Source organism: Bacillus pretiosus, assembly GCF_052947655.1.
The window spans coordinates 1,509,982-1,531,506 of record NZ_CM129593.1 but is presented as its reverse complement, the minus strand read 5'-3'; the positions used below and the strand labels follow the sequence as shown (position 1 = coordinate 1,531,506).

The 21,525-nt window shown below is 33.4% G+C and carries 21 protein-coding genes, 2 other RNA genes and 1 riboswitch; of the genes, 2 read left to right on the top strand and 21 right to left on the bottom strand.

The window, feature by feature from the left end; all coding sequences use genetic code 11:
• Window positions 1-17 precede the first annotated feature (17 nt).
• From ACU8YW_RS08060 to ACU8YW_RS07990, 15 genes are all read right to left on the bottom strand, one after another.
• Complete coding sequence (locus ACU8YW_RS08060; RefSeq protein ID WP_426933799.1) at window positions 18-1,565, bottom strand: glycoside hydrolase family protein; 1,548 nt, start codon at window positions 1,563-1,565, stop codon at window positions 18-20.
• A gap of 92 nt (window positions 1,566-1,657) precedes the next feature.
• Window positions 1,658-2,710 (bottom strand): glycosyltransferase family 4 protein, encoded by a 1,053-nt coding sequence (locus ACU8YW_RS08055; protein ID WP_097889729.1) that lies wholly within the window; start codon window positions 2,708-2,710, stop codon window positions 1,658-1,660.
• Window positions 2,707-3,507: a glycosyltransferase family 2 protein gene (locus ACU8YW_RS08050; RefSeq protein WP_098134017.1), complete on the bottom strand. Its 801-nt coding sequence runs from the start codon at window positions 3,505-3,507 to the stop codon at window positions 2,707-2,709. The genes ACU8YW_RS08055 and ACU8YW_RS08050 overlap by 4 nt, the downstream gene beginning before the upstream one ends.
• Window positions 3,482-4,696 carry an O-antigen ligase family protein gene (locus ACU8YW_RS08045; protein ID WP_088062742.1) on the bottom strand — a complete coding sequence of 405 codons (1,215 nt, stop codon included), beginning with the start codon at window positions 4,694-4,696 and terminating at the stop codon, window positions 3,482-3,484. The genes ACU8YW_RS08050 and ACU8YW_RS08045 overlap by 26 nt, the downstream gene beginning before the upstream one ends.
• A 3-nt stretch (window positions 4,697-4,699) precedes the next feature.
• Window positions 4,700-6,136 carry an oligosaccharide flippase family protein gene (locus tag ACU8YW_RS08040; RefSeq protein ID WP_141542765.1) on the bottom strand — a complete coding sequence of 479 codons (1,437 nt, stop codon included), beginning with the start codon at window positions 6,134-6,136 and terminating at the stop codon, window positions 4,700-4,702.
• Between the two features lie 37 nt (window positions 6,137-6,173).
• Complete coding sequence (locus tag ACU8YW_RS08035; protein ID WP_426933800.1) at window positions 6,174-6,812, bottom strand: sugar transferase; 639 nt, start codon at window positions 6,810-6,812, stop codon at window positions 6,174-6,176.
• An 18-nt stretch (window positions 6,813-6,830) separates the two neighbouring features.
• Window positions 6,831-7,451, bottom strand: coding sequence for a CpsD/CapB family tyrosine-protein kinase (locus tag ACU8YW_RS08030; RefSeq protein WP_137035195.1), 621 nt, complete (start codon window positions 7,449-7,451; stop codon window positions 6,831-6,833).
• Window positions 7,438-8,181, bottom strand: a complete 744-nt coding sequence (locus tag ACU8YW_RS08025; RefSeq protein ID WP_426933801.1) for a YveK family protein — start codon at window positions 8,179-8,181, stop codon at window positions 7,438-7,440. Before ACU8YW_RS08025 ends, ACU8YW_RS08030 begins: the two co-directional genes overlap by 14 nt.
• Entirely contained in the window at window positions 8,182-9,375 is a 1,194-nt protein-coding gene (locus ACU8YW_RS08020) for an acyltransferase family protein (RefSeq protein WP_426933802.1), read from the bottom strand.
• Window positions 9,376-9,703: 328 nt separating this feature from the next.
• Window positions 9,704-9,844 (bottom strand): FbpB family small basic protein, encoded by a 141-nt coding sequence (locus ACU8YW_RS08015; RefSeq protein ID WP_046955196.1) that lies wholly within the window; start codon window positions 9,842-9,844, stop codon window positions 9,704-9,706.
• Window positions 9,845-10,204: 360 nt separating this feature from the next.
• Window positions 10,205-11,071, bottom strand: a complete 867-nt coding sequence (locus ACU8YW_RS08010) for a 5'-3' exonuclease (protein ID WP_087980021.1) — start codon at window positions 11,069-11,071, stop codon at window positions 10,205-10,207.
• A gap of 130 nt (window positions 11,072-11,201) precedes the next feature.
• On the bottom strand, window positions 11,202-11,927 hold the full coding sequence (locus ACU8YW_RS08005) for a P-type ATPase actuator domain-containing protein (RefSeq protein ID WP_000964966.1): 726 nt from the start codon (window positions 11,925-11,927) through the stop codon (window positions 11,202-11,204).
• 342 nt (window positions 11,928-12,269) lie between these two features.
• Window positions 12,270-12,435: riboswitch (M-box (ykoK) riboswitch) on the bottom strand.
• A gap of 125 nt (window positions 12,436-12,560) precedes the next feature.
• Entirely contained in the window at window positions 12,561-12,947 is a 387-nt protein-coding gene (locus tag ACU8YW_RS08000; protein ID WP_000606860.1) for a DUF350 domain-containing protein, read from the bottom strand.
• A complete protein-coding gene (locus ACU8YW_RS07995) occupies window positions 12,944-14,179 on the bottom strand; it encodes a glutathionylspermidine synthase family protein (protein WP_426933803.1) in 1,236 nt (411 codons plus the stop codon). The genes ACU8YW_RS08000 and ACU8YW_RS07995 overlap by 4 nt, the downstream gene beginning before the upstream one ends.
• Before the next feature lie 3 nt (window positions 14,180-14,182).
• Entirely contained in the window at window positions 14,183-14,494 is a 312-nt protein-coding gene (locus ACU8YW_RS07990) for a hypothetical protein (protein ID WP_000169026.1), read from the bottom strand.
• A gap of 83 nt (window positions 14,495-14,577) precedes the next feature.
• On the opposite strand from ACU8YW_RS07990, the gene ACU8YW_RS07985 reads away from it, so the two are divergent.
• Window positions 14,578-15,027 carry a hypothetical protein gene (locus ACU8YW_RS07985; RefSeq protein WP_088062736.1) on the top strand — a complete coding sequence of 150 codons (450 nt, stop codon included), beginning with the start codon at window positions 14,578-14,580 and terminating at the stop codon, window positions 15,025-15,027.
• 54 nt (window positions 15,028-15,081) lie between these two features.
• Here the strand turns inward: ACU8YW_RS07985 and ssrS (ACU8YW_RS07980) are convergent.
• The 5 genes from ssrS (ACU8YW_RS07980) to ACU8YW_RS07960 all read right to left on the bottom strand — a co-directional run bounded on the left by ssrS (ACU8YW_RS07980) (window position 15,082) and on the right by ACU8YW_RS07960 (window position 17,183).
• A non-coding RNA gene (gene ssrS / locus ACU8YW_RS07980) (6S RNA) lies at window positions 15,082-15,265 on the bottom strand.
• A gap of 21 nt (window positions 15,266-15,286) precedes the next feature.
• A non-coding RNA gene (ssrS, locus tag ACU8YW_RS07975) (6S RNA) lies at window positions 15,287-15,469 on the bottom strand.
• Between the two features lie 116 nt (window positions 15,470-15,585).
• A complete protein-coding gene (locus ACU8YW_RS07970) occupies window positions 15,586-16,419 on the bottom strand; it encodes a sulfurtransferase (protein ID WP_000637539.1) in 834 nt (277 codons plus the stop codon).
• Window positions 16,420-16,421: 2 nt separating this feature from the next.
• Window positions 16,422-16,694, bottom strand: coding sequence for a YpbS family protein (locus ACU8YW_RS07965; RefSeq protein ID WP_000451816.1), 273 nt, complete (start codon window positions 16,692-16,694; stop codon window positions 16,422-16,424).
• A 21-nt stretch (window positions 16,695-16,715) separates the two neighbouring features.
• On the bottom strand, window positions 16,716-17,183 hold the full coding sequence (locus ACU8YW_RS07960; RefSeq protein ID WP_426933804.1) for a GNAT family N-acetyltransferase: 468 nt from the start codon (window positions 17,181-17,183) through the stop codon (window positions 16,716-16,718).
• 72 nt (window positions 17,184-17,255) lie between these two features.
• Between ACU8YW_RS07960 and ACU8YW_RS07955 the strand changes: the two genes are divergently transcribed.
• Window positions 17,256-17,510, top strand: a complete 255-nt coding sequence (locus ACU8YW_RS07955) for a DUF3931 domain-containing protein (protein WP_000369740.1) — start codon at window positions 17,256-17,258, stop codon at window positions 17,508-17,510.
• A 3-nt stretch (window positions 17,511-17,513) separates the two neighbouring features.
• On the opposite strand, the gene ACU8YW_RS07950 is transcribed toward ACU8YW_RS07955, so the two are convergent.
• Window positions 17,514-21,173 (bottom strand): dynamin family protein, encoded by a 3,660-nt coding sequence (locus ACU8YW_RS07950; protein ID WP_426933805.1) that lies wholly within the window; start codon window positions 21,171-21,173, stop codon window positions 17,514-17,516.
• Window positions 21,174-21,525: the final 352 nt, after the last annotated feature.

Below are 21,525 nucleotides of genomic sequence, written 5' to 3'. Positions count from 1 at the left end.
TACAACCAATCATCATCTCAAGTTATTTTAGTCGTAATAAGCTGACCAGCCTCATTAATCGTTACTTTCCATTTCGCTCCACTAGCAGTCTTCATAATGATACCTTTACTTGCTTCTATTTCAATATCTCCAAACATTCTTCCACCAGTTGTCGCTAACCAAGCATTCCCATTTTCCATCGACGATCTTGCAAACATACGATTAATCCGAAAACGCTTATGGTCTTGAGAATAACCACTCAATGTAATTCTTACTTTATATAGTTGACTCGCCTTCATATTCGATATAATTGTATCGCCTACATTTAATGGAACATCCGATGCAACAACCCAATTTCCAGTTGCACTTAATGCATATTCAATTTTAATTTTCTTCGGGCTCTCTCCCCATCCAAAATACATTCCAAAACAATTTAACATTTTGATTGGATTTTTCGTAAAATCTAGCTCAATCACAACTGGATTACTATCTGGAACATCGATATAGTTTACACTTTGTTCATCTATTAAATTAAAGCAATTTACGAGATTCCCCCCGTAAGGTAATTTCCCACTTACTTGCTTAACAGTATACTTCTGCGGAGCGTTTACTAAAATATCATCTTGATTCCCTATTAAATGTGGTTTATTTAACGTAATCGGTAACTGAATTCGAAGAGATTCTTCATAGGTAGACGTACAAACATTGTATTGCCCTTTATCTACAATAGTTGTGGAAAGTAAATTTGAAAAAAGGTAGTTACGATGTGAATTAGAAGAAAATTCAATGACAATCTGTTCACTACTCATCCGGTACGTATCCCAAATCATACAATCAAATGTATTATAGGCACCCGTACAACGAATGACTTTTTTCGTTTGCTGTCTACATTGTACTTGAATATCATGAAACGTATTTCCTGAACTTTCATTTGGTAAATCACTGTTTCCATCAACTTCTATCCCATACTGACATCCATCAATAAATATAGATTGAAATACATTTGCGTTAATCCAACAAGGTGTATTTATATCATCTATATATTCTGTCTTCAAATGTATTGCAGTTTGAAAGTTTTTAATTTGAATAAAGTTAACTTGAAAGAAACTAATATAATCCCATGCTTTTTGACAATAAAAGTGTATAGCCTTACCTTTATATGACGACGTTGCATTTATTATATTAATATTTGATATAAGAGAGTGATTAGGAACTTCTATTTGTTGTGAACCGAAAACATAAATGACAGCAGATTGAAACACTGGGTTTATAACTTGAACTGTACCACCTGTAATAGACGCATTTTGTTGCAGTTCAAACGCATTAAAATCTCCATCAATTTGCAACGTAACAGTAGGATCTAGCTCTAATCTTACATTTGATTTAATAACAATCGGTTTTACAATTTTGTACGTATTAATCCCTGTAATTCTAACCGTCGAAATTCGGTTCGCTACACAATAATTTATAGCTTGTTGAATTGCTAATGAGCTATCATTCCCTGAGTTCGGAACTGCACCAAAACAATCAATATGGACACTATTTTCTGGTGCACAATCTTCTTGGGAAGAAATATATTCTGACAAAATAAATTCACTCCTCATATTACCTTTTTCATATAATATGTGAGTTTTCTCTTAAAAGTTTCTCTAATAAAAAAAACAAACGACTTGCACGGTCATTTGTTTAATTCATATATACTTTTCGTTTCTTCTATCATTTTAGTTAATGAGAAATATCTCTCTGCTTTCTCTCGTGCTTTCAGTCTAATACGATTCACCTTTTCCTCATTTCCTTGTAGTTCCTCAAGCTCACTTGCAAACCCTAATTCGCAATATTCAGATACCAAAACACCTGATTCTCCATCTATTACCGCTTCATTTATTCCGCCAACATCTATTGAAACAATCGGTGTTCCTGTAGCCATTGCTTCAATTACCACCATTGGAAACACTTCACGAAAAGATAATAAAAGTAGGGCATTCATATTTCCTATAAACCTATGTGGCTCTGAAATATTCCCTAACATCTTTACACTTTGCTGCAATCCATACTTTTCTATTTCTTTCATAATAGATTCTTTTTCTGGTCCATCACCAGCAATATAAAACAAAAAGTCATCTCTTTTTTTTAACACATTTGCAATTTTTACAAATAATTGATGGTTTTTCTCCTTGGATAGTCTTGCTAATATCCCTATTTTATAAATAGATTCTGTCTTTTTCTGCTGGAATAAAAACTTTTCAATATCCACACCGTTATAAATTGTCTTTATTTTCTCTTCTGCTACATGCATTGAAATTAAATTATTTTTTTCAAACTCACTTACTGTAATAATATTATTCACATATTTATTTATAAAATAACGAAAAAGAGTTGGCATTTTCTTTTCTAATATCGTTACATTATGTTTCGTATACACGACTTTTATCTTTTTTTTCATGAACTTTTGAATTGAAAAGGCATATAATACCATTCGCAAACTATTTGCATGAATAAGTTCTATCTTTCGTTTACAAATCTCACTTCGTAAGTAATGAATATTTCTCAAATGATTCCATCGACTAAGTAACATGAAATTTTCTTTTCTAGTAAGAGACTCATATAGTTCTCCATCACCTGCAGCTGTATAAACCGTAAATTTCTCATCACGCAAATTGCTTTCCAATTTACAGAAATAACTCTCGGCTCCTCCAGTTATCAATTTATCTGTCATCAACAATATATTCATAATTGCGTCTTCCCAACTACATTGATTTTATTTTTTCTATAGGCATGATAAGCATACTTACTAAAATAGTAAAGGATTTGCACAGCATTAAGTCGCTTTTGTTCCCTTAATAATTTCCAATAACGAAAAGCGGCTCTAATTTTATTTCTCGAAACAGAATTTGCTACAATTCTATACTTCGCTAACACTTGCTGTATCCCTTTCGCTTCATGTCCTTCATGTAATAAGTTCAGCCATAACGCTGTATCTTCCGGCTGTACACTAGGCATTTCAATATGCGGAATTTTTTCACGATCAATCATTACTGTTAAACAACCGATAATTGTATTTCCTGCCAAACAATGATAGTCAACAAATTTTGGTACATCCACTTCACGATTTAGTTCATTACTGTTTTCATCGATTAAACTATACGATGCATATGAAAAGGCCGCATTCATTTCTTCCATAAATAACAATTGCGTCTTCAATTTATGAGGCAACCATATATCATCGCTATCTAAAAAGGCAATATACCTTCCTCTCGCCTCTTCAATCGCTATATTCCGAGCTTTAGCAGCACCAACATTTTCTTTTAATGAGAATAATCTAATACGCGAGTCTCCTTCTATTATCTCTTTAATTTTTGCAAGAGATTGGTCAGTTGAAGCGTCATCAACGATAATCATTTCCCAATCTTCATATGATTGATTCTGTACAGATAAAATCGTCTCACCTATAAATCGTATACTATTATAAGAAGGTGTTATTACAGAAACATGAGGCGCCTTATTATGTACTGATAGACATTTTACCATCTACCTTTCCCCTTCCTTCATATATTGAAATGTACTTCACAACCATTGCTAAAAATAAAAAGAACGCTTCGTTAATAATAAGTGACAATGACATCATCTGAAATAAAAATGCAATTATAGTCAATAAAAGGTACGGTTTTTCACGAAACAAAGTATACTGCGTTAACTTGAACATTAATATGAATAAAAAAGCGCTATATAAAAGAAAACCAATTGTACCCGATTCAGATAAAATTTCTAAAAATGTATTGTGTACATATAACTTTTCATTAAATTGAAACTCATAATAATTCGAAAAATTAAACGCACCGATTCCGATATATGGATTGGATAAATAATATTTAAAAGCAGCTTCCCATAATGTAAATCTACCACTTCCATTATCGTGCGAAAAATCAGAAATTCGTTTATTCAATATGTCATCCAATTGGCCACCCATTACACTATTTGATAAACTAAAAATCACTACACCAAATAATAGTAAACTTATCATTATTTTTATTTTTTTTGCAAAACTAGATGTACATATATATACAAAAACGACAAGCATAAGTGCTAATATCCCTCCTCTTGAAAAAGTTAATAAACTTGTCGTAACACATAAAATCAATCCTATAATGTTCGTCATATTATGTAGATTTGTCATATAATACATAAAAAATATTGTATTATAAAAAATAAAAATGTTAGGATCATCTAGCAAACCAATTAATCTTGGATACCCTCTATCAACTAATAGTCCAGCAAAAATTTCTCTCTCTTCTCCACCGTATAATCCAAAGTGCTGTAAACCGACTATATAAAGTATTAGGCTTACAACATTAAATACGAATCCTACATAGACGATAGATGATTCGAGTGTTGCTATTTCAACATTTCCTAATAAATTTCTCATTATAAAATAACACCCTAAAACAAGTAGCACACCAAGAATCATACGAATACTAGCATTTAAATATATAGAAAGAATTCCACTCAAACAATAGATGAAATAAAATAGTAAAAATACAACTTCATGAAAATATAGCTTTTGAATATGAAAGTTTTTAATTGTTAAACAAAAATATATAACTAAAAAAATCATATATATCTTCAGCGAAAATCCAATATATATGTTGTATTTACTTAACATGACAAATAATATTAAGAGCATAATCCATTTCATCGATATCTTTATATTATTTTCCATAGGCTATATCCCCTGTTTCGTAATATAATCCTTTTTGCGTGTTTTTCTTATAAACGAAAGAAGAAGTTTTTTCAGCTCGTAATCATATAGGAATATACCAACTACTACGATTAACGTATTCAGAACGAGCGCAATGAAATGATATGTGTGCAATATATATTGCACTCCAATAAAAGTTACGCCAAAATAAATTGTATACGGTATTACAATTTGGAATACAATTTTTTTCTTCACTACACTTACCGCTATATACCCAACTAAAGCCACAATTTCAAATAAAACCATAGCGTAAGCCGCTCCTATCACTCCACCAATACTACTAAAGCTATAAAGCATAATCCCACCTATCACTAATGCTATACATTGCACCACCGTTCTTTTATTTTGACGTCCACTCGTTGTTAAGCCGTCAGCTATAGCAATATTTAAACTTTGCAGCACAATGAGAAATGATAATATTTGGAGTGGTTCTACTGCATTTCTCCATTCCTCCTGAAAAAATATAGAAATAAAGTATGGCGCTAAATGATATAAACCTATCGTCATACATATTCCCACAATCGCCATTGATTTTATTTGAAGTAAGTTTAATTTCGTATGCTCTTCTAAATTATTCTGATTATAATGCTTAAAGAGTACTGGATAAAATGCACCTGCAATCACCCCTGGCACTTGATATAAAGCTGCTGGCATCCGATACGCCACTGCGAAAACACCTACCATACTTAATGGCAATGTATAGTTAAGTAAGATAGGTGCTAATTGTGGCGTACTCATTATTAAAAAACCACTAATAATAAAAGGTGTCAATTGCCAAAATAACGCTTTATGAATTACGACCTTCATATTCATACTCGTCTTTCTTTTCATTACATATATGCTGAATACACCACCAATCATATAACCAAATCCATATAAACGAGCAGTTATATAAACTGGTAACTCTACGAAAATACAAAAACATGTAATGATAATGACAACTGCCGCTGATACAACTTTAATAAGCGCTATATACTTCATACGCTCCGTCAGCTGAAAGTAGGCAATCCCTATATTTTGCCAAGTTAATCCTATTAACATGAAAAACATTACGTTTATCATCATATAAATCAAATTTCTATCCGCATACATATAATGAATAGCAATATAGCCGATTATAGAAATAAAAATAAGTAGAATCATCCTTACTTTTATATACGACGATAAAATTGTCTCTAAGTCTACTCCATCTTTTGCCCCTTCTCGAAGAAACGTATTCGTAAGTCCTAAATCTGTAAAAAATAACATAACAAACGTCACTGCTATGGCAACACTAAACATCCCATAATTTTGTGCATTAAAAAAATTTGCTAAAACAATTAAACTCACAGCCTGAAGAAGATTAGCTAAAATTGTGCTATAAAATAGATGGATAATATTATTTAAAATAGATCTCCCCATACCTGCTCTCCTTTGCAAGCAACCTACTTACATATATTTATCTTGCACCATTACCGTTCAATACTATTAAAACAGTTTTACATAAAATCCGAATATCCATCTTAATCGTTTTCAATTCAATATACTCCATATCCAATTTCAACTTTTCTTTCGGATCAAGATTATATCCTCCATTTATTTGTGCCCATCCTGTCAACCCTGGCTTCACTATTAAACGATTCTTGAATTCTGGAATATACGTATCAAATTGTTTATAAAAATACTCTCTCTCTGGTCTTGGTCCGACAAAAGACATATCACCTTTTAAAATATTTAAAAGTTGCGGTAACTCATCAATTCTCGTTTTCCTTATAAACGATCCAACTTTAGTAATTCTTGGATCATTTTCATTTGCCCATTGTGGTCCATTTATTTCAGCATCTTTTACCATCGATCTTAATTTAAATACATTAAATTTCCTTCCATTAATCCCTAAACGTTCTTGAAAATAAATTGGAGCTCCTGCTGTTTCGAAAGCAATCATAATACAAAAGAACAACATAATTGGTAGCGTTAATAGTAACAATATGAGTGAAAATATAATATCAAACAAGCGCTTTATACTTCGATTCAAAATACTGGTCTTTTCTTGAGCCGGAATCGTATACAACTTGGCTTGATTTGTTTCACGAATCATAGATCGTTACCCCCACATTCAAGAATATAAAACTATACCTATTAATTCACATTCTTTCCTCTTTATATTTGCTATCACTTTTTGCACCTTACGTAGGGAATCTTTTCGCTTTTTGACTGCTAAGACCACTCCATCGCATTTCCCTGCAATCATGTGCGTAGCAGGAAGCTCAAATACTTCAGAGGAATACAAGAAAATATAATCAAAATCTTCTTTCCACTTCGCCATTACATGATCAAATTCATCCGTAGCAACTAAAGGCGTTCCGGTGTGTACTGTTTTTTGGGCAGGAATACAATATAAGTATTTAGATAAATTACTAGAAAAAGATTCATAACTACAAGGGGAATCGTTTATTATATCGTTCACTGTTTTCGTATAATTGCTTTGTAATAGTAGATGTAGTTTAGGATCAGAAAAATTCACGTCGATAAGTAACACCTTTTTTTTCATCTCTGCAAACACTACCCCTAGATTTACTATAAGCGACGCGATAACACCTCTATCCTTCGTTGAAGTAACTGTGAACACTTGTTTCCCCGATTTTTTCAACTCGTGATACACCGTATAAAACTGCTCTTTCATAAAAGCATCATGCGGATTAAATGGCAGCTTTTTCTTTGTCTTAAACATCGACATGTTCACCTCGATATATAGATGATTGCGCATCAACTTCTGTAGATTTCTTTTTTCTATTCGGTTTCATATTTATGTGACCAATAACAGTTACTGTTGTTATTTTCTCTAAATCTTGTTCCACGTATATACGCTCATCAAAATAATCTCGAAATACAGCTAAACCTATCCCAACAAAAAAACTAACAATTAAAGAGATAGGAATGATAAGTTGAAATTTCGGAAACAACTTTTCAGCTTTTTCCTGTAACTCAGGGTCAGTTAATATTTTTATCCCCTGTACATTCGTATACTGTTGAAAGCTTTTTTGAGATTGTTCTGCCAATGACTTTACAATTTCTTTGACGATTGTAGGATCCGAATCTTTTACTGCGACAGTAACGATTTGTGAGTTGTCCATATTCACCACTGAAATTTTTTGTGCTAATTCATAAGTTGATTGCTCTAATTTTAAATTTTTTTTAACCGTTGAAATAATGAGTGGACTTTTTAATATATCAACATACGACGTTACAAGTTGCTTATTTTCCTGTGTTTTATTCACTGCATTTTCCTTATTAAACCCATCTAAATTCCCAACGAGAATTTGCGTTGAATATTGATACGAAGGCTTTAATATATACATAGAAATAAGAATTAAAGAACCTGTTACACAACACATCGTCAAAATAATTGTTACTACTCTTCTTTTCAATAGCTGCTGAAAATCCTTCATACTAATTTCTTGCTTCAATTATTTCACCGCCTTTGTTTGAATGACATCCTGCAACTCACTTTCTGCAGATAGTCTTTTCTTTTCTAAATTCGATTGCTTTGTTATATACTTTCCGATCCTGAATGCAAATTTTTCTACAAACAAATAAGAAATTATTGCTAGTATAAACGAAAGAATGAGCGATAACATTAAAACAATAGGTAACGGAAATATTTCATGAAGCATATACACTAGGGAAAATAAAGATATGATGTGGTATAAATAAAGACTGTAAGAAATCTTCCCCAAATATAACAAGTATTTATTACGTAGCAAGGATGACAAAGTTGATACTGACAAGCTTAATATGACAAATAAACATGCACTTATCGCTACTACGTAGTCTCGAAATATAAAATTATTAAGCAAATTAATTTCTCCAACAAGCCCTTCATACATATAAAGTAAAACCGCAAATAAAAACCATGCAATTTTCTCATTTTTAGTACGATTACTATAAAAAACTATTAAATTATTTTTATATTTCGCAACTAGTGCTCCTAGTAAAAACAGCACTGTGTAATGCAGAGTTAATGCATAACTAGTTAATGTTATACTTGAGTGAAATAAAAATAAAATCACGACAGAACATATACTAAAACTAAACAATGACAATAATGAATACCTCAACGTTTTTCGTAAACAAACCATCAAAACTAACGGAAAAATTATCGATATTCGCATTTCATGAACAAGTGACCAAATTACGCCGTTATATGCATCTGTATTATATTTCCCAATTAATAAAATATGTTGCGCTATTAAGCTTAAAGAACTTTCAATCGTCCATGAGCGATTAAACCATTCACTTAAATTAGAAATACCATATTTACTCATTGTAGTCTGGCATAAAATAGCTATAATTATTGCTACGATATATGGAATATAGATTCTACATATACGCTTTAAAAGGAATGATCCGTAGCTATCGTAGTTTTTTTGAATGGATCTATACAAAACAAATCCACTCAAAACAAAAAAGATAATAACAGATTCGTTACCACTACTAAAAATTAGACGAGCAGGTGTTTCTTTTAATAGATAAATAACAAATGGTTTATTATCTTCATAACTGTAATTTTGAAATACTGAAAAAATCATTAAATGATGGCCAATCATTACTATCAATGAAGAAATTCCTCGTATAGAATCCAGTTCTTCATACCTATCCATCGTTTTACATCAACTCCTACTGAAATGATAATAATCATTTCAAAGCGACACCATTATTCATATTCCTCTCCTTTCTTTTCATTCCAATTTTTCATATTAAAATGATTTTATAGCGTAATTTTGAATGTATTGTAACATTTTTTGTAATATTATGAATAGTGAATCTTAAAAATTGATATATACCAATTACAACCTCGAAAAATGAATAATATTGACAGAAAAACACTATAAAAACATCTTGCATAGTTACAAAATTAAAGAGAGGAATAGAGTTTTTTCAATATAAAATAAAAAAGATAGCCTTTAAAGGCTATCTTTTTTATTTTATTTAATTATTGGCACCACTATATGCTACATGTCGTTTCTCAATTCTCTCTTCAATTTCTTTCATATTTTCTTTATTATTTAATAGTGATTGTTTATTTTCAATTAATAATTGTTTAAAAGATTTTCTCACTTTTTTTCTCATTTTCATTGTCCTCCTTGGGGGATGGTTTATATAAAAGATAAGGAATTATCTGTGTGCCCTTATAATAATTGATTGTTGTGAATTCCATTTGAACTTCATATGAAAATTTCATTTATTTTCTGACAACTTTGTGAACATACAAAAATGTGATCATCTTAAAACCATTTTGAAATTGCTTCATTTCATTATAAAAGTTGCTATTGTCATCAACTTCTATCAATATATTTTGTCGAAACATTTATATATTTAAAATTGAGTTCGATATAATTTTATTTACTACTATACTGTTCTTAAAAACAAAAAGAGGGGTGTTATATAAGTCAAAGTTTGACTTATATAACACCCCTCTTTCAAAACTATTTATAGCATATTGATTAATATTTCAGGTCTTCCCCAATTCATTTCTTCACAAACGAATCTAAGTTTTTCTTCATCCATTGTGTGTAATCCTTCTTCTAGTAAACATGAAATTGGAACTTCACAATGAATTTGTGCCAATTGTAATGAAATATTTAAGTTCTCTAAATCACTTTCAATCTTTGTACGCTGCGCTTTCGTTAATGTTGCTACATTTTCTAGTACGGTTGCTACTGTTCCATGCTCTTGAATCAATTTATACGCTGTCTTTTCGCCGATACCTTTTACACCTGGGTAATTATCACTCGTATCTCCCATAAACGCTTTCGCATGCACGATTTGCCACGGCTCTACGCCTTTTTCTTCCATGATTTTCTCTGGTGTGTAATATTCGTAATTTCCAATTCCTTTGCGCAAGAGCATAACTGTAACGTTCTTATCAACAAGCTGAAGTAAATCCGTATCGCCTGTTAAAATATAAACTTCCGCTTCATTACAGTATTGTTTTGCAAGCGTACCAATACAATCATCCGCTTCATACCCTTTCATACCGATAACTGGAATAGACAATTTCGCAGTCATTTCTTGAACTAAATCAAATTGCGGAATTAATTCTTCAGGCGGCGCTACACGATTCGCTTTATAATTCGAGAACGATTCTGTTCTAAATGTCGTACTACCCATATCCCAGCATGTTACGATATGTGTCGGTTCAATTGCTTGCATAGCTGTTAATAAATGTTTCATATAACCATGAATCCCATTTGTAGGGGTACCATCTTGTCGTTTCATAAATTGTCCGTAGACACTTGTTGCGTAAAAAGCACGAAATAATAGTGCCATACCATCAACTAATAATACTTTTTTCATAATCCCTCTCCTACCAAAAAAATAATAACCCCACGTCATCACGTAAGGTTATATAAATAGATTACCATTCTACGTTTTTTCAACTTTGTCTATTATACATTGTTTTTGTATATTTAGCATCATTTACACATTAAGACGTTCTACTACAACAAGTATGAAGAATTCCTGTATACGTATTTTTCCCAGTCGAAACAACTACAGCCTTTGCATTTCCGCCAACAATATGAGTCCCTTTGAAACATACGTTTTCAAGTTCAAGTGGATTATAGTCTTTCATTCGTTTTAAAGGAATAAATCGTTTACGCTCAAGGTGATAGCAACTTTCAAATTTCTCAATACTTGCATCTTTTCCTGTTAGCACGGATTCATTTACTAATAAATCATTCGCGTAAATGATACGTACATCTGCTGGTACTGTATCACCTTCTGAAAGAAAAATCATATCCCCAGGAACAAGCTCTTGTACTGGCACATTCATCATTTTTAATTCACCGTTTAAACCTGTTACACTAGAACATTCTACTCGAGACACAGTAATTTTCTCACATTGTAATCCATCACGCACATGTTGTTTTGAAAAACCTGGAATCATTCCACTTAGCTTCATCATTACTTCCGCAATACGCGCTCTTTTTGAAATTAATTCGTTTCGGCCGTATACTTGAATGCGTTTTTGTGCCTCTTTCATAGATAATCCGTCTCTTGTTGTTTTAAAATACGCAAATACAGATTTTACATCTCTCGTTGCGATTTCAATTAATAAATCTTTATTTTTTTGAAGCATTGTTTGTTCTTTCATTGATTTTTTACTTAATTTATATGACGTGTTACCCACAGTTTTGTTTGCATATAACATATTATCGTCTCCTCCTGTACAACATAGGAAGAAACGCTTTGTTTCTCAATTTATCCACTTTACCGTAACAGTGTTTAGCGCTTAAACATGCATATAAACGCTACATTATGATAAATATAGAGGGAGGAACAAGTCGTTTCCTGCCTACATCATATATTTTTGATTTGAAGTATATGGGTAACGGAACCGAGTCAGAATTTGACATGCTCCTCACCTCCTCGTTTAATTTTATAGTTTATACTATGAAGTTACTCATAGATTTGTAACAAAAAGACCCTTACTCCGAAAAGAGTAAAGGTCATGGCATACACAAATAAACGATTCCTAAACAATTAGAAATCTACGGACCTCTCCCTCACCGAGTTTTAGCACTGTATAGCATAGGTACATTACCAGCTACGTTAAGAAAAACCTTAATTCGATCATTCCTGTTGACCCATTGGCGTCTCTCGACATTTTTGGGCAGTAGCATTTCTCTATACAGGAGCCTCACCTAACAGAGACTTATTTTTATTACATAGAAAATGTTACTCTTATTTAAAATAGATGTCAACAGTAGCCTACAATTTTTTCGAAAGGTATGGCGAACTAACGTATATAAAATAAAAACCTTTACGTCTAAACGTAAAGGTTTTAATAAGTTATACAACCAGCAATTACAATCCCAATGGAAAGCGATAAAAACATAAGAAAAAGACCGACTGCTTGATTATCTTCTTCAAGACTTTTGTTTATATTAAAGCGTGGTGTAAGCCACTCAGCTAAATAAAAGACGATAATTTGAGCCAAAATCCCAACGGCTCCCCACGAAACCATATCAAGAAGTGAAATGGAATTAGCTGCTGTCGAATATAAAACAATAGCTAACCCAAGTAATCGTCCTCCAAGTACATAGCTTACCGCCTTATTCCCTTGGGCCATTAACTTAAATTCTTTTACTTTCGTTGTCACTTCCATGAGGAACAGACCAATGCATAAAAGGCCCAGTGTTACTGCTAAATATAATAAAAAATTAATCATATACTTTCCTCCTTTTTTATACCTACCGGTAAATAGTACGATTCATTCCCCGTAATTTTTTCCCCAGCGCGAATACCGATACTACTCGCTTTTCCAGCAATTAAAAACGAACCAAACACATACGACAGTTTCTCCATCCCTTCCTCTGTTTCCAAAGATACGACTGGAAGTTCTGTATACTTTTGAAATATCGGCAGTGACGCTTTATACGTTTGGTGTGCATTTTGAATCATAATATTTTCGTCCTTATCGCGAACGGTAATTGTGTCTCCTTCTCTACCAAATGAAGGTTTTTGAACGAAAGAACCTTTTCCCAAAAATAAATCTCGTTCTAAATATGTAGGTAACATATATTCTTTAATCCACTGTTGTTCCTCATTTGTATAAAAGGCCTTTTCTTCTGCTAACCCCCAAATCAGACACTGAATTGATTTTGGCTGAAGTAAAAATGCTGACAAAGGATTTATTATAAAAAGCTTTCCGGCTTTTACAAGTTGCAACAGTTCCACACCTACGAAGTCTCCTGTTTCAGGATCTTGATCCTCAATTAAATCTTCTATCGGATATGTTTGGCGATATAAAATATCAATCTGTACTCCATCCCTATCCACTAAAGCATCTTTTGTAATTCTAAGTTCTGACATTGGCACTACTTTATTTTCAACATGGCATAACTGACTCAAATACATAGTCGTATTCCAATCCTCAATATGTTCATGATGTGCTGTAAAAACAACATTTGGGTTATCTATTCCCTTTGTCGCTTCCATTACGGCCTTTGTAACACCAGAAGATAGTAATCGTTCTTGACCCAAGTTTGGATCATCATAGCCTAGTTTTCCACAAACTTTTCCATTCATTTGAAAGCATTCCATAATAAAAGTTGGTGTATCACTATTAAACTCAAGCATTTTAATTTGGTTATCACTTGTTAAAACGAAATCAAATCGTGAAATAACAGATTCAGGATATAATCCTTTCATTCTAATAAACGATAAGCTTGCAGGAGGATACCCAAGTTCAAGAAGCTGTTCGTCACTTAAATTCCGCAAAAGTTTAGCAGTCTTAAAAAATATTTTCCCCATTCGTTCAGTTGCTAATTGCAATTGTTTCATAGTCTGATTTGTTATAGAGAAAACATGAAACAAACTATACTCACATTCATATAAATCCGACCAAAAATTCGGATATTTCGAATAAAACGCTTTTCGTTCTCTTATGTATTGCGACATATGTTAGCCCCCAAATCCTCCCTTTGAACCGCTTCCAATTCCACCTTTAAATTCCGCAGACGATTGATAAGATTTAAACGCCGATGAATTTTTAAAAGTGGATTTATTTTGATAGTAACTCCCACCATAAAAATAATGCCCACGATAACCTGACCTACTATCATCACACTGCCATACCCCAAGTTCATCATCCCAATCCCAATCTGAACAACTATTATCATTCGGTTTTGGGGGAAGATCTTGTGCGCAGCCAAATAAGGTGCCAGTCATTAAAGACGTTACGACACCACCTACTAGCCATTTCGTTTTTGTCACCTTCGCACTCCCCTTTTTAAATTCTATTCCTATTATATAAGATAGCATGATAAAGTAGAAGAAAAAGGAAGAAGAGGGATAAAATGCGCTTAGAATATCGACTTAATGATGAAACGAAAAGATATCCTGCTTTATGGAGCTACGCAAATATTTCTAACTCTGAAATCATCGCACGCATGACGTGTGAATATTTTATAAAGGATAACAAGACATATGTTGTTACTGCTACTTCAGTAGATCCAGACGGAACAGCAGTTATATATATTCAAAAAGAAGAGTTTGCAAATGACCCTTCAGATCCTACATACTCTCACATCGGTTTTGAGGTTAGAGAACTAAGTGAAACGAGTTCAAGCATAATAGATCGGAAAGATGTATGGAACTATGAAGAAATTTTGCCATCTCTTCATTCAGACCTTATATATATTCAGCGCGACGGCATGCATATGGAGTTCGCTTTAGATTCAAGAGAGATTGATGAAGATAGAAAGTGCTATATTTATTATGGAAACTTCACAGGTGAATCCAGATAAAATAGATATATGTATGCAACAAAAAAACCTTACGTATAAAACGTAAGGTTTTTATATAGCCCCACATATGCCGTTCTCTCTAGATGTCCATAAACCTGCTCTCACAGGTGGATGCTCTCACAAATGTTTGTAACTTCCTTCTTAAAAAGATGGCATGTTAGCTACATTTAAATATTGAACTTCCATATTAAACTTATTGGTTTAAGACATGCATAAGCTACGTACACCGTAGGAATTTTATATAATGTTAGTTGAAATAAGACCCCCGCACGTGCCGCTCCTCGTAAATGTCCAAAAACCCGCTACTCGCAGGTGGATGCCCTCACAGTTACCGTACATCTTCCTCCACAAGGAAGGCTTGATGATGGTCGCTAAATATTGAGCTTCCGTATAACTAACATCGGTTTTAGACATAAATAAGTTACGTACACCGCAGGATGTATTATTTACTTGTCGTTATATTATCACATTGTTTCCAATGTGTAAAATACAAAGTTTTTCGAGCAATTTCTTGCTTGTGACCTTATTTTAATACAAATTATTTTTGCATGCAAGTGATTAATCTTCTTCTTTTGCAATTTGATTTTCTGGATAAGAAATCCAATCACTCCAGCTACCTGCATACAATTTAACATTTTGGAATCCAGCTAATTTCAATGCAAGGATATTTGGACAGGCTGTAACACCAGAACCACAATATACAATTGTTTCCTTATCTTTCGAAAGATTTCGGAATCGTTCTTGTTGCCCAGCTTCATTCTTAAATTGCCCTGATTGTACAATTCCATCCTTCCAAAAATAGTTTACTGCTGTCGGAATATGTCCTGCTTTTGGATCAACTAGTTCCTCTACACCAGCATAACGTTTTGGCTCTCTAGAATCAATTAACGTAACATCTGCACCTGCATGAATATTCTCTCTCACCGTTTCCATCGTTACAAGCATATGATCTTGTACATTTGCTTTGAATGTTTTTCGTATAGCAACAGGAATTTCCATTGTTATCGGTAGTCCATTCTCTTTCCAAGCTGGAAATCCACCATCTAATATATATACTTTCTCATGTCCTACATAGTTTAATAACCACCAGAGACGAGAAGCATTTGCACCCGCTTGACTGTCATATGCAATTACTGTCGTATGTTCATCAATACCAGCTTGTGAAAGCTTGTCTGCAAACTCCTCAATATTCGGCAATGGATGGCGACCACCATGTTCTGTTACAGGACTTGATAAATCTAAATTCAAATCAAAATATAATGCATGAAGAATATGTTCTTCCTCATACTTTTCTCTACCCCAATTAGGATTCGCTAAATCAAAACGACAATCGATTATACGGACATTCTCATCTTCTATATGCTCACGTAACCATTCGACTGTAACTATCATCTTTAACGACCTTCTTTCTCTTGCAAACGACTTACATACTCCATAACCATTTCTTCTGTAACATATTTACGCTCTAGTGTAACACCATTTTTTGCAAGATCATTAATTTGCTTTGTTACAACATTAATGACATCAACCGAAAATTCTTTCCCATTTGACGCAAGAGATACGGCTGCTTCAATAGCTGCTTCACGCTGCGCATCTAATTGTAAACATGCTTTTACACTTTCATTTTGTTTACGAGAATGTGCTGTAATTGCTTTATGTACTTCCATCTTCTCTTCCCCCTAAATAAGTTATACGTTCTCATTCAATTCCATTGCAAGCCGAATCATATCACGGCATACAATCCCATTTTCAATAATCTCTTCTTCATAATGCTTCGAAAAGTAATCAAAATCAATAGAAAAAATACGAAATCCACATTTTTGATATAAAGCAAGTTGTGAAACACTAGAATTGCCCGTACCAACTTCAAGTTTTAACATACCATATCCTTTAGCAGTTTCTACGGCATGACTTAATAGCTGCTTTCCAATCCCTTTTCCTTGCAAATGCTCTACAACCGCAATATTCATAATTTCCATCGTCTTCGGCCTTGTTTCCAAAAGAACATATACACCGACAACTCTCTCCTCCTGCTTAGCTACATATGTTTTCCCTCTTTGTACATATGTATCAATTTGCCCCTCACTTGGATCAGCAAGCAATAATAAAGGTTTCGGTATAGCTTCTTTCGAAATATACTCTATTACTACACACATAAAAAACTCCCCTTTCTCTATTGTTCTAAACCCTCCTTGTCTACCATAAATAATAGAAAGGAGGGATTCACCATGGACAACAATGAGAAAAAGTGCAACGTCATCTCTATTGATGGAAAGAAGAAGAAAAGCGACACGTATTCCTACCCAAAATTAGTAGTAGAAAACAAAACATATGAATTTTCTTCATTCGTCTTATGCGGTGAAACACCAGACGGCAGACGCCTCGTTCTTACTCATATGATTTCTACCGATGAATTTGCTGGGTTTGTCAAATCTTTAGATACAGTATTGCAAAAGAAAATTGAACGAATCTTTTTCTCATAACGACTATATCACATAAATTTCTTTTTCAATCTCTACTAACTGCTTTTGCAATTGTTCTTTACTTTGTTCATATAGTGATACATCAATTGTTTCAGCCAATGCAAATAATACACTTTCATAATAATTCATCACATCTTGCTGCATCACTTTTTGGAATAAGTTCCATTTCAAATCCCACTCTTGCTTATAATGATGAACAAATAAATCTTTTTCATCAGCTACATAGTTTGATACGAAAGGCTCTAATACAACTTTAGCCTCTTCTTGCATGAAAGCTTTATCATTTTTTTCAAAAAAGCTTTTTTCATTTTTAAAATGCGCCAGTGCTTTTTTGAAATCTTTTATTTCAACTGAAGGGAACGGTTCTTTATGTGCAATATCTTTATATTCATAATCCACTGTTCCACTCATAGAAATTGATTCATTTTCTACTTTACAGTTCACCACAATTTCATTCTTTGCACGCTTCATCGCTTCATCTATCCATTTCTCAAGGCGTAATGATGTCGCACGCATTTCTTGTAGTAAATCATGCTGAATAAATGCCACTAATTCCATAACGCACTGTTGCAACTGCACTTTCACATTCCCATCCGTTCGCAGCGATGCTGGATTAATAAATTCAGTAAACACATCGTTATAGCGTAGGAATAGACGCTGTTGCACGTAATAAAGCAATTCTTTCACTTCATTTTGCATCGCCTGCTCTTCAGCAAGCACACTATATGATGAAATAATATGAAGTAGCTGATCACGCTCTGCTTCATATTTTTTCGTTTGCTTCTCTTTCTCTTCATTCCCCTGCTTTGCACCGTTTATCATATTTACTAAAAGCTGATCTGCTCCTTGCAATGTACCATATAAAGCATGAACAGATACGAGCATTAAATCTCTCATCATAAAGGATGTAAATGATTCCTCGAACTTAGCAATCCCAGAGTTTTGTAAAATACCGTACTTCTCTTTTTCAATATTCTTTCCTTGCTTCTCTTCAAGTGCACATAAACTTGAAATTGCAAATAAACGCGGATTTCTAATACCGTATTGCAGTAGCTGGTCTGCGATATAACCTTTTACCATTTCAAGTTCTTCTTCAGACTCTGCTAAATCGGCCGCATTAATTAAGAAAAACATTTTATCAAGTGCAAAAGTATCCTTTACACGACCAAGCTGGATTAAGAATTCACGGTCAGCACGAGAGAACACATGATTATAATACGTTACAAATAAAATAGCATCTGCGTTTTTAATATACTGGAACGCAACGTCCGTATGACGGGCGTTAATAGAATCCGCTCCAGGTGTGTCTACAAGCGCTACTCCTTGCCTTGTTAAAGCACAATCATAATAAAGCTCCATGTACTCAACAAAACATGATTTTTCTTCATTCGCTACATAATCAGAAAACTCTTCTAATGTAACTTGTACTTGCTCCCCTAAATGAGCAGAAACCGTATCATACCCTTTTTGTACCGCTCTTAAAAAGCTAAATGTTGTTTTTTGCTTCCCAGTTGGTGAAGGATATTTCATAACTTTATCAATTTGTGCTAACGCTTCATCTAACGTAGTAATCTCATAATGAAACAACTTATAAACAGCTTTCATATCTTCTAATAGAGCTTGCTTTGATTTGAATTGAACCATTACTGTTCCGTGTGGTTTTTCCTCTGTAACCGGCAAAATTTGATTAATCGTTGCCGTCGTCGGATTTGGTGATACAGGAAGTACATTCCCACCAAGCAATGCATTGGCAAATGATGATTTCCCAGCACTAAAAGCTCCGAATAACGCTACTGTAAATTGTTTCGTTTCCACACGACGCCTTTTTTCTATTACCTCTTGCTGTACATGTTTCAGCGCTGGCAATGGCTCTAATATCGTTTCAGCTTTCTTCACTTTCTCTAATATACGCTGAATATTTAAAGCTGCTGTTCCTTTTATCTCTTCCTCACAAGCCATTACGTTATCGTTTACGCTTTCCTGCTCTTGTAGTGTGAATTTCTCACTAACAATTTGTATTTTACTTTGCAATATCTCCTCTATTTGCAAGCCTTCTGGTGTAGCAACACGCTCGTGCCAAACATTTTGCAAATAACTTTCATATGTCTCTAAATTGTTACTGTATTGCAATTGCGTTTCTTTTGCCGTTTGCAACATCATATATTTTTCAATCTCTTCTTCAATGCGTGCAACTGCTTCCTTCACCTTTTGCTTTAAAACGACTGCACTTTTATCAAAAATTTGCTGCGCTTTTGTAAAATAACGTTTCTTCAGTTCATTCGCTACATCCGCTGTATAAAGAAGTAAGTAATCACCTGTGAAACCTGCACCTTGTTTAATGACTTCAGCTAACATTTCTGGTCCAAAAGCAATTTCTAAAGCATATATGTCTTTCCCAATTTCCTCTGTGAACAATCCTTCTTCTTTTAAGAAGGCAACAATAAATTCTTTCACATGAAAATCAAGTTGCGTTTCAACAGTCTTTTGCAAAGCAGAATAAAAAGCATCTAAACGTCTCTGTTTTTCTTGCTCCGTCTTTCCTTTCGCAAACAACAAACCGACCTTAAATTTAGTTAATTTCGTTTCTAAATACGCATTTGCCAATTCTCTCATTTCAAATGGCATTAAATACGCGTTATCTAATATAGCTTGTAAGCCTTTTATAAATTCGTTTCTCACATGAGATTCTTTACTAGCCTCGCGTTGTTTAGTTTCCGTTAGCTCTTCTTTCTTTTCAACTATCTCTGAAATAGAAAGCGGCGATGCTAGCTCTTCCTCATATTTCAAAAGAGCTTTTTCATTTTCTGAAAGAATAAATGAAAAATGTTCCCTCATTAAATATTCTGTTTCTCGCTCCATTCCATCTCTTACATACTGCACTTTTTCTTTCATAATAGAAGTAATTAATGTTTCTAAGCTCCCAATTTCATTATGTGTATGGTTCATCATTCGTAATGAAGTATAATACACTCCATCTACTTCAATATCCCAGTTAGAGAACGATTGTTTTACACTATCTTTATAATCCTCAAACGATAATTCATTTTCTTTATGTTTATCTATTTGATTTACAACGAGATAAACCGTTTTATTACGTTGTTTCAATTCTTTAACAAATTGCAAATTCACTTCCGATTGGACGTGATTATAATCCATCATATAAAAAATCACGTCTGCTAGATGCAGCGTTGATTCTGTCGCTAATTGATGGGCATCATCTGTTGAATCAATCCCTGGTGTATCAACTAACATAACACCCTCAGGAATTGGCGCATCATTCCGATAAATATGAACACCAATTACCTCATCACCGTCTTTACAAATTTGTTTTAATTCTTCAGCTGAATATGCACCATCATATTCGTACTGTTCTCCAGATTTAACTGTTACAACAACACGATCCATTCCTTTTTCAATTTTGACAACGTTAGCGCTTGTCGGAATTGGACTTGTTGGTAACAACTGCGCTTTATATAGATGATTCATCATCGTTGATTTCCCTGCAGAGAAGTGACCGCAGAACGCTATCATAAGCTGTTCTTGTTTATATTTTTGAATCACCTCAAACAACTTTACACTATTCTCTGCATCGCCGTGTTTTTGCCACTCTTCATAAAAACAAACAAGTTTTTTCATACCGTTTGTCTGTACTATGTTTGTCATCCCCTTGTTCCCCTTTATCCAAGATGTATATACTTTTTCCCGCTATTTGCGAGCTCATAATCATCAGGAGATACATCCCCTCATCGATTACAGTTTCACTTTACTATCATACTAAATTTTCAGCATATTCTCATTAAAAATAAAAAATCCCTTTCATTCTTTTTACAAATGAAAGGGATTTTATGTCATATCACTCATTTTGCTGTTCCTACTCCATTTAAAACATACTTTGCAATAACTGCATATACAGTGACTGTACCTGCTACTAATGCATATACCATACTCATGCACCAACCTTTTTTGATAATGATTATCACTTTTAAATACATTTTATCATTAAAGAGAATCATTA

Coding starts and splice junctions, on each gene's coding strand:
- ACU8YW_RS08005 (WP_000964966.1), bottom strand. CDS start 11,927: ATGTTATATGCAAACAAAACTGTGGGTAACACGTCATATAAATTAAGT.
- ACU8YW_RS07995 (WP_426933803.1), bottom strand. CDS start 14,179: ATGTCGCAATACATAAGAGAACGAAAAGCGTTTTATTCGAAATATCCG.
- ACU8YW_RS07950 (WP_426933805.1), bottom strand. CDS start 21,173: ATGACAAACATAGTACAGACAAACGGTATGAAAAAACTTGTTTGTTTT.
- ACU8YW_RS08030 (WP_137035195.1), bottom strand. CDS start 7,451: ATGTCGATGTTTAAGACAAAGAAAAAGCTGCCATTTAATCCGCATGAT.
- ACU8YW_RS08055 (WP_097889729.1), bottom strand. CDS start 2,710: ATGAATATATTGTTGATGACAGATAAATTGATAACTGGAGGAGCCGAG.
- ACU8YW_RS07955 (WP_000369740.1), top strand. CDS start 17,256: ATGGACAACAATGAGAAAAAGTGCAACGTCATCTCTATTGATGGAAAG.
- ACU8YW_RS08035 (WP_426933800.1), bottom strand. CDS start 6,812: ATGATTCGTGAAACAAATCAAGCCAAGTTGTATACGATTCCGGCTCAA.
- ACU8YW_RS08020 (WP_426933802.1), bottom strand. CDS start 9,375: ATGGATAGGTATGAAGAACTGGATTCTATACGAGGAATTTCTTCATTG.
- ACU8YW_RS08010 (WP_087980021.1), bottom strand. CDS start 11,071: ATGAAAAAAGTATTATTAGTTGATGGTATGGCACTATTATTTCGTGCT.
- ACU8YW_RS08015 (WP_046955196.1), bottom strand. CDS start 9,844: ATGAGAAAAAAAGTGAGAAAATCTTTTAAACAATTATTAATTGAAAAT.
- ACU8YW_RS07965 (WP_000451816.1), bottom strand. CDS start 16,694: ATGGAAGTACATAAAGCAATTACAGCACATTCTCGTAAACAAAATGAA.
- ACU8YW_RS08040 (WP_141542765.1), bottom strand. CDS start 6,136: ATGGGGAGATCTATTTTAAATAATATTATCCATCTATTTTATAGCACA.
- ACU8YW_RS08050 (WP_098134017.1), bottom strand. CDS start 3,507: ATGGTAAAATGTCTATCAGTACATAATAAGGCGCCTCATGTTTCTGTA.
- ACU8YW_RS07970 (WP_000637539.1), bottom strand. CDS start 16,419: ATGATAGTTACAGTCGAATGGTTACGTGAGCATATAGAAGATGAGAAT.
- ACU8YW_RS08000 (WP_000606860.1), bottom strand. CDS start 12,947: ATGATTAATTTTTTATTATATTTAGCAGTAACACTGGGCCTTTTATGC.
- ACU8YW_RS07960 (WP_426933804.1), bottom strand. CDS start 17,183: ATGTGTGTAGTAATAGAGTATATTTCGAAAGAAGCTATACCGAAACCT.
- ACU8YW_RS07985 (WP_088062736.1), top strand. CDS start 14,578: ATGCGCTTAGAATATCGACTTAATGATGAAACGAAAAGATATCCTGCT.
- ACU8YW_RS08045 (WP_088062742.1), bottom strand. CDS start 4,696: ATGGAAAATAATATAAAGATATCGATGAAATGGATTATGCTCTTAATA.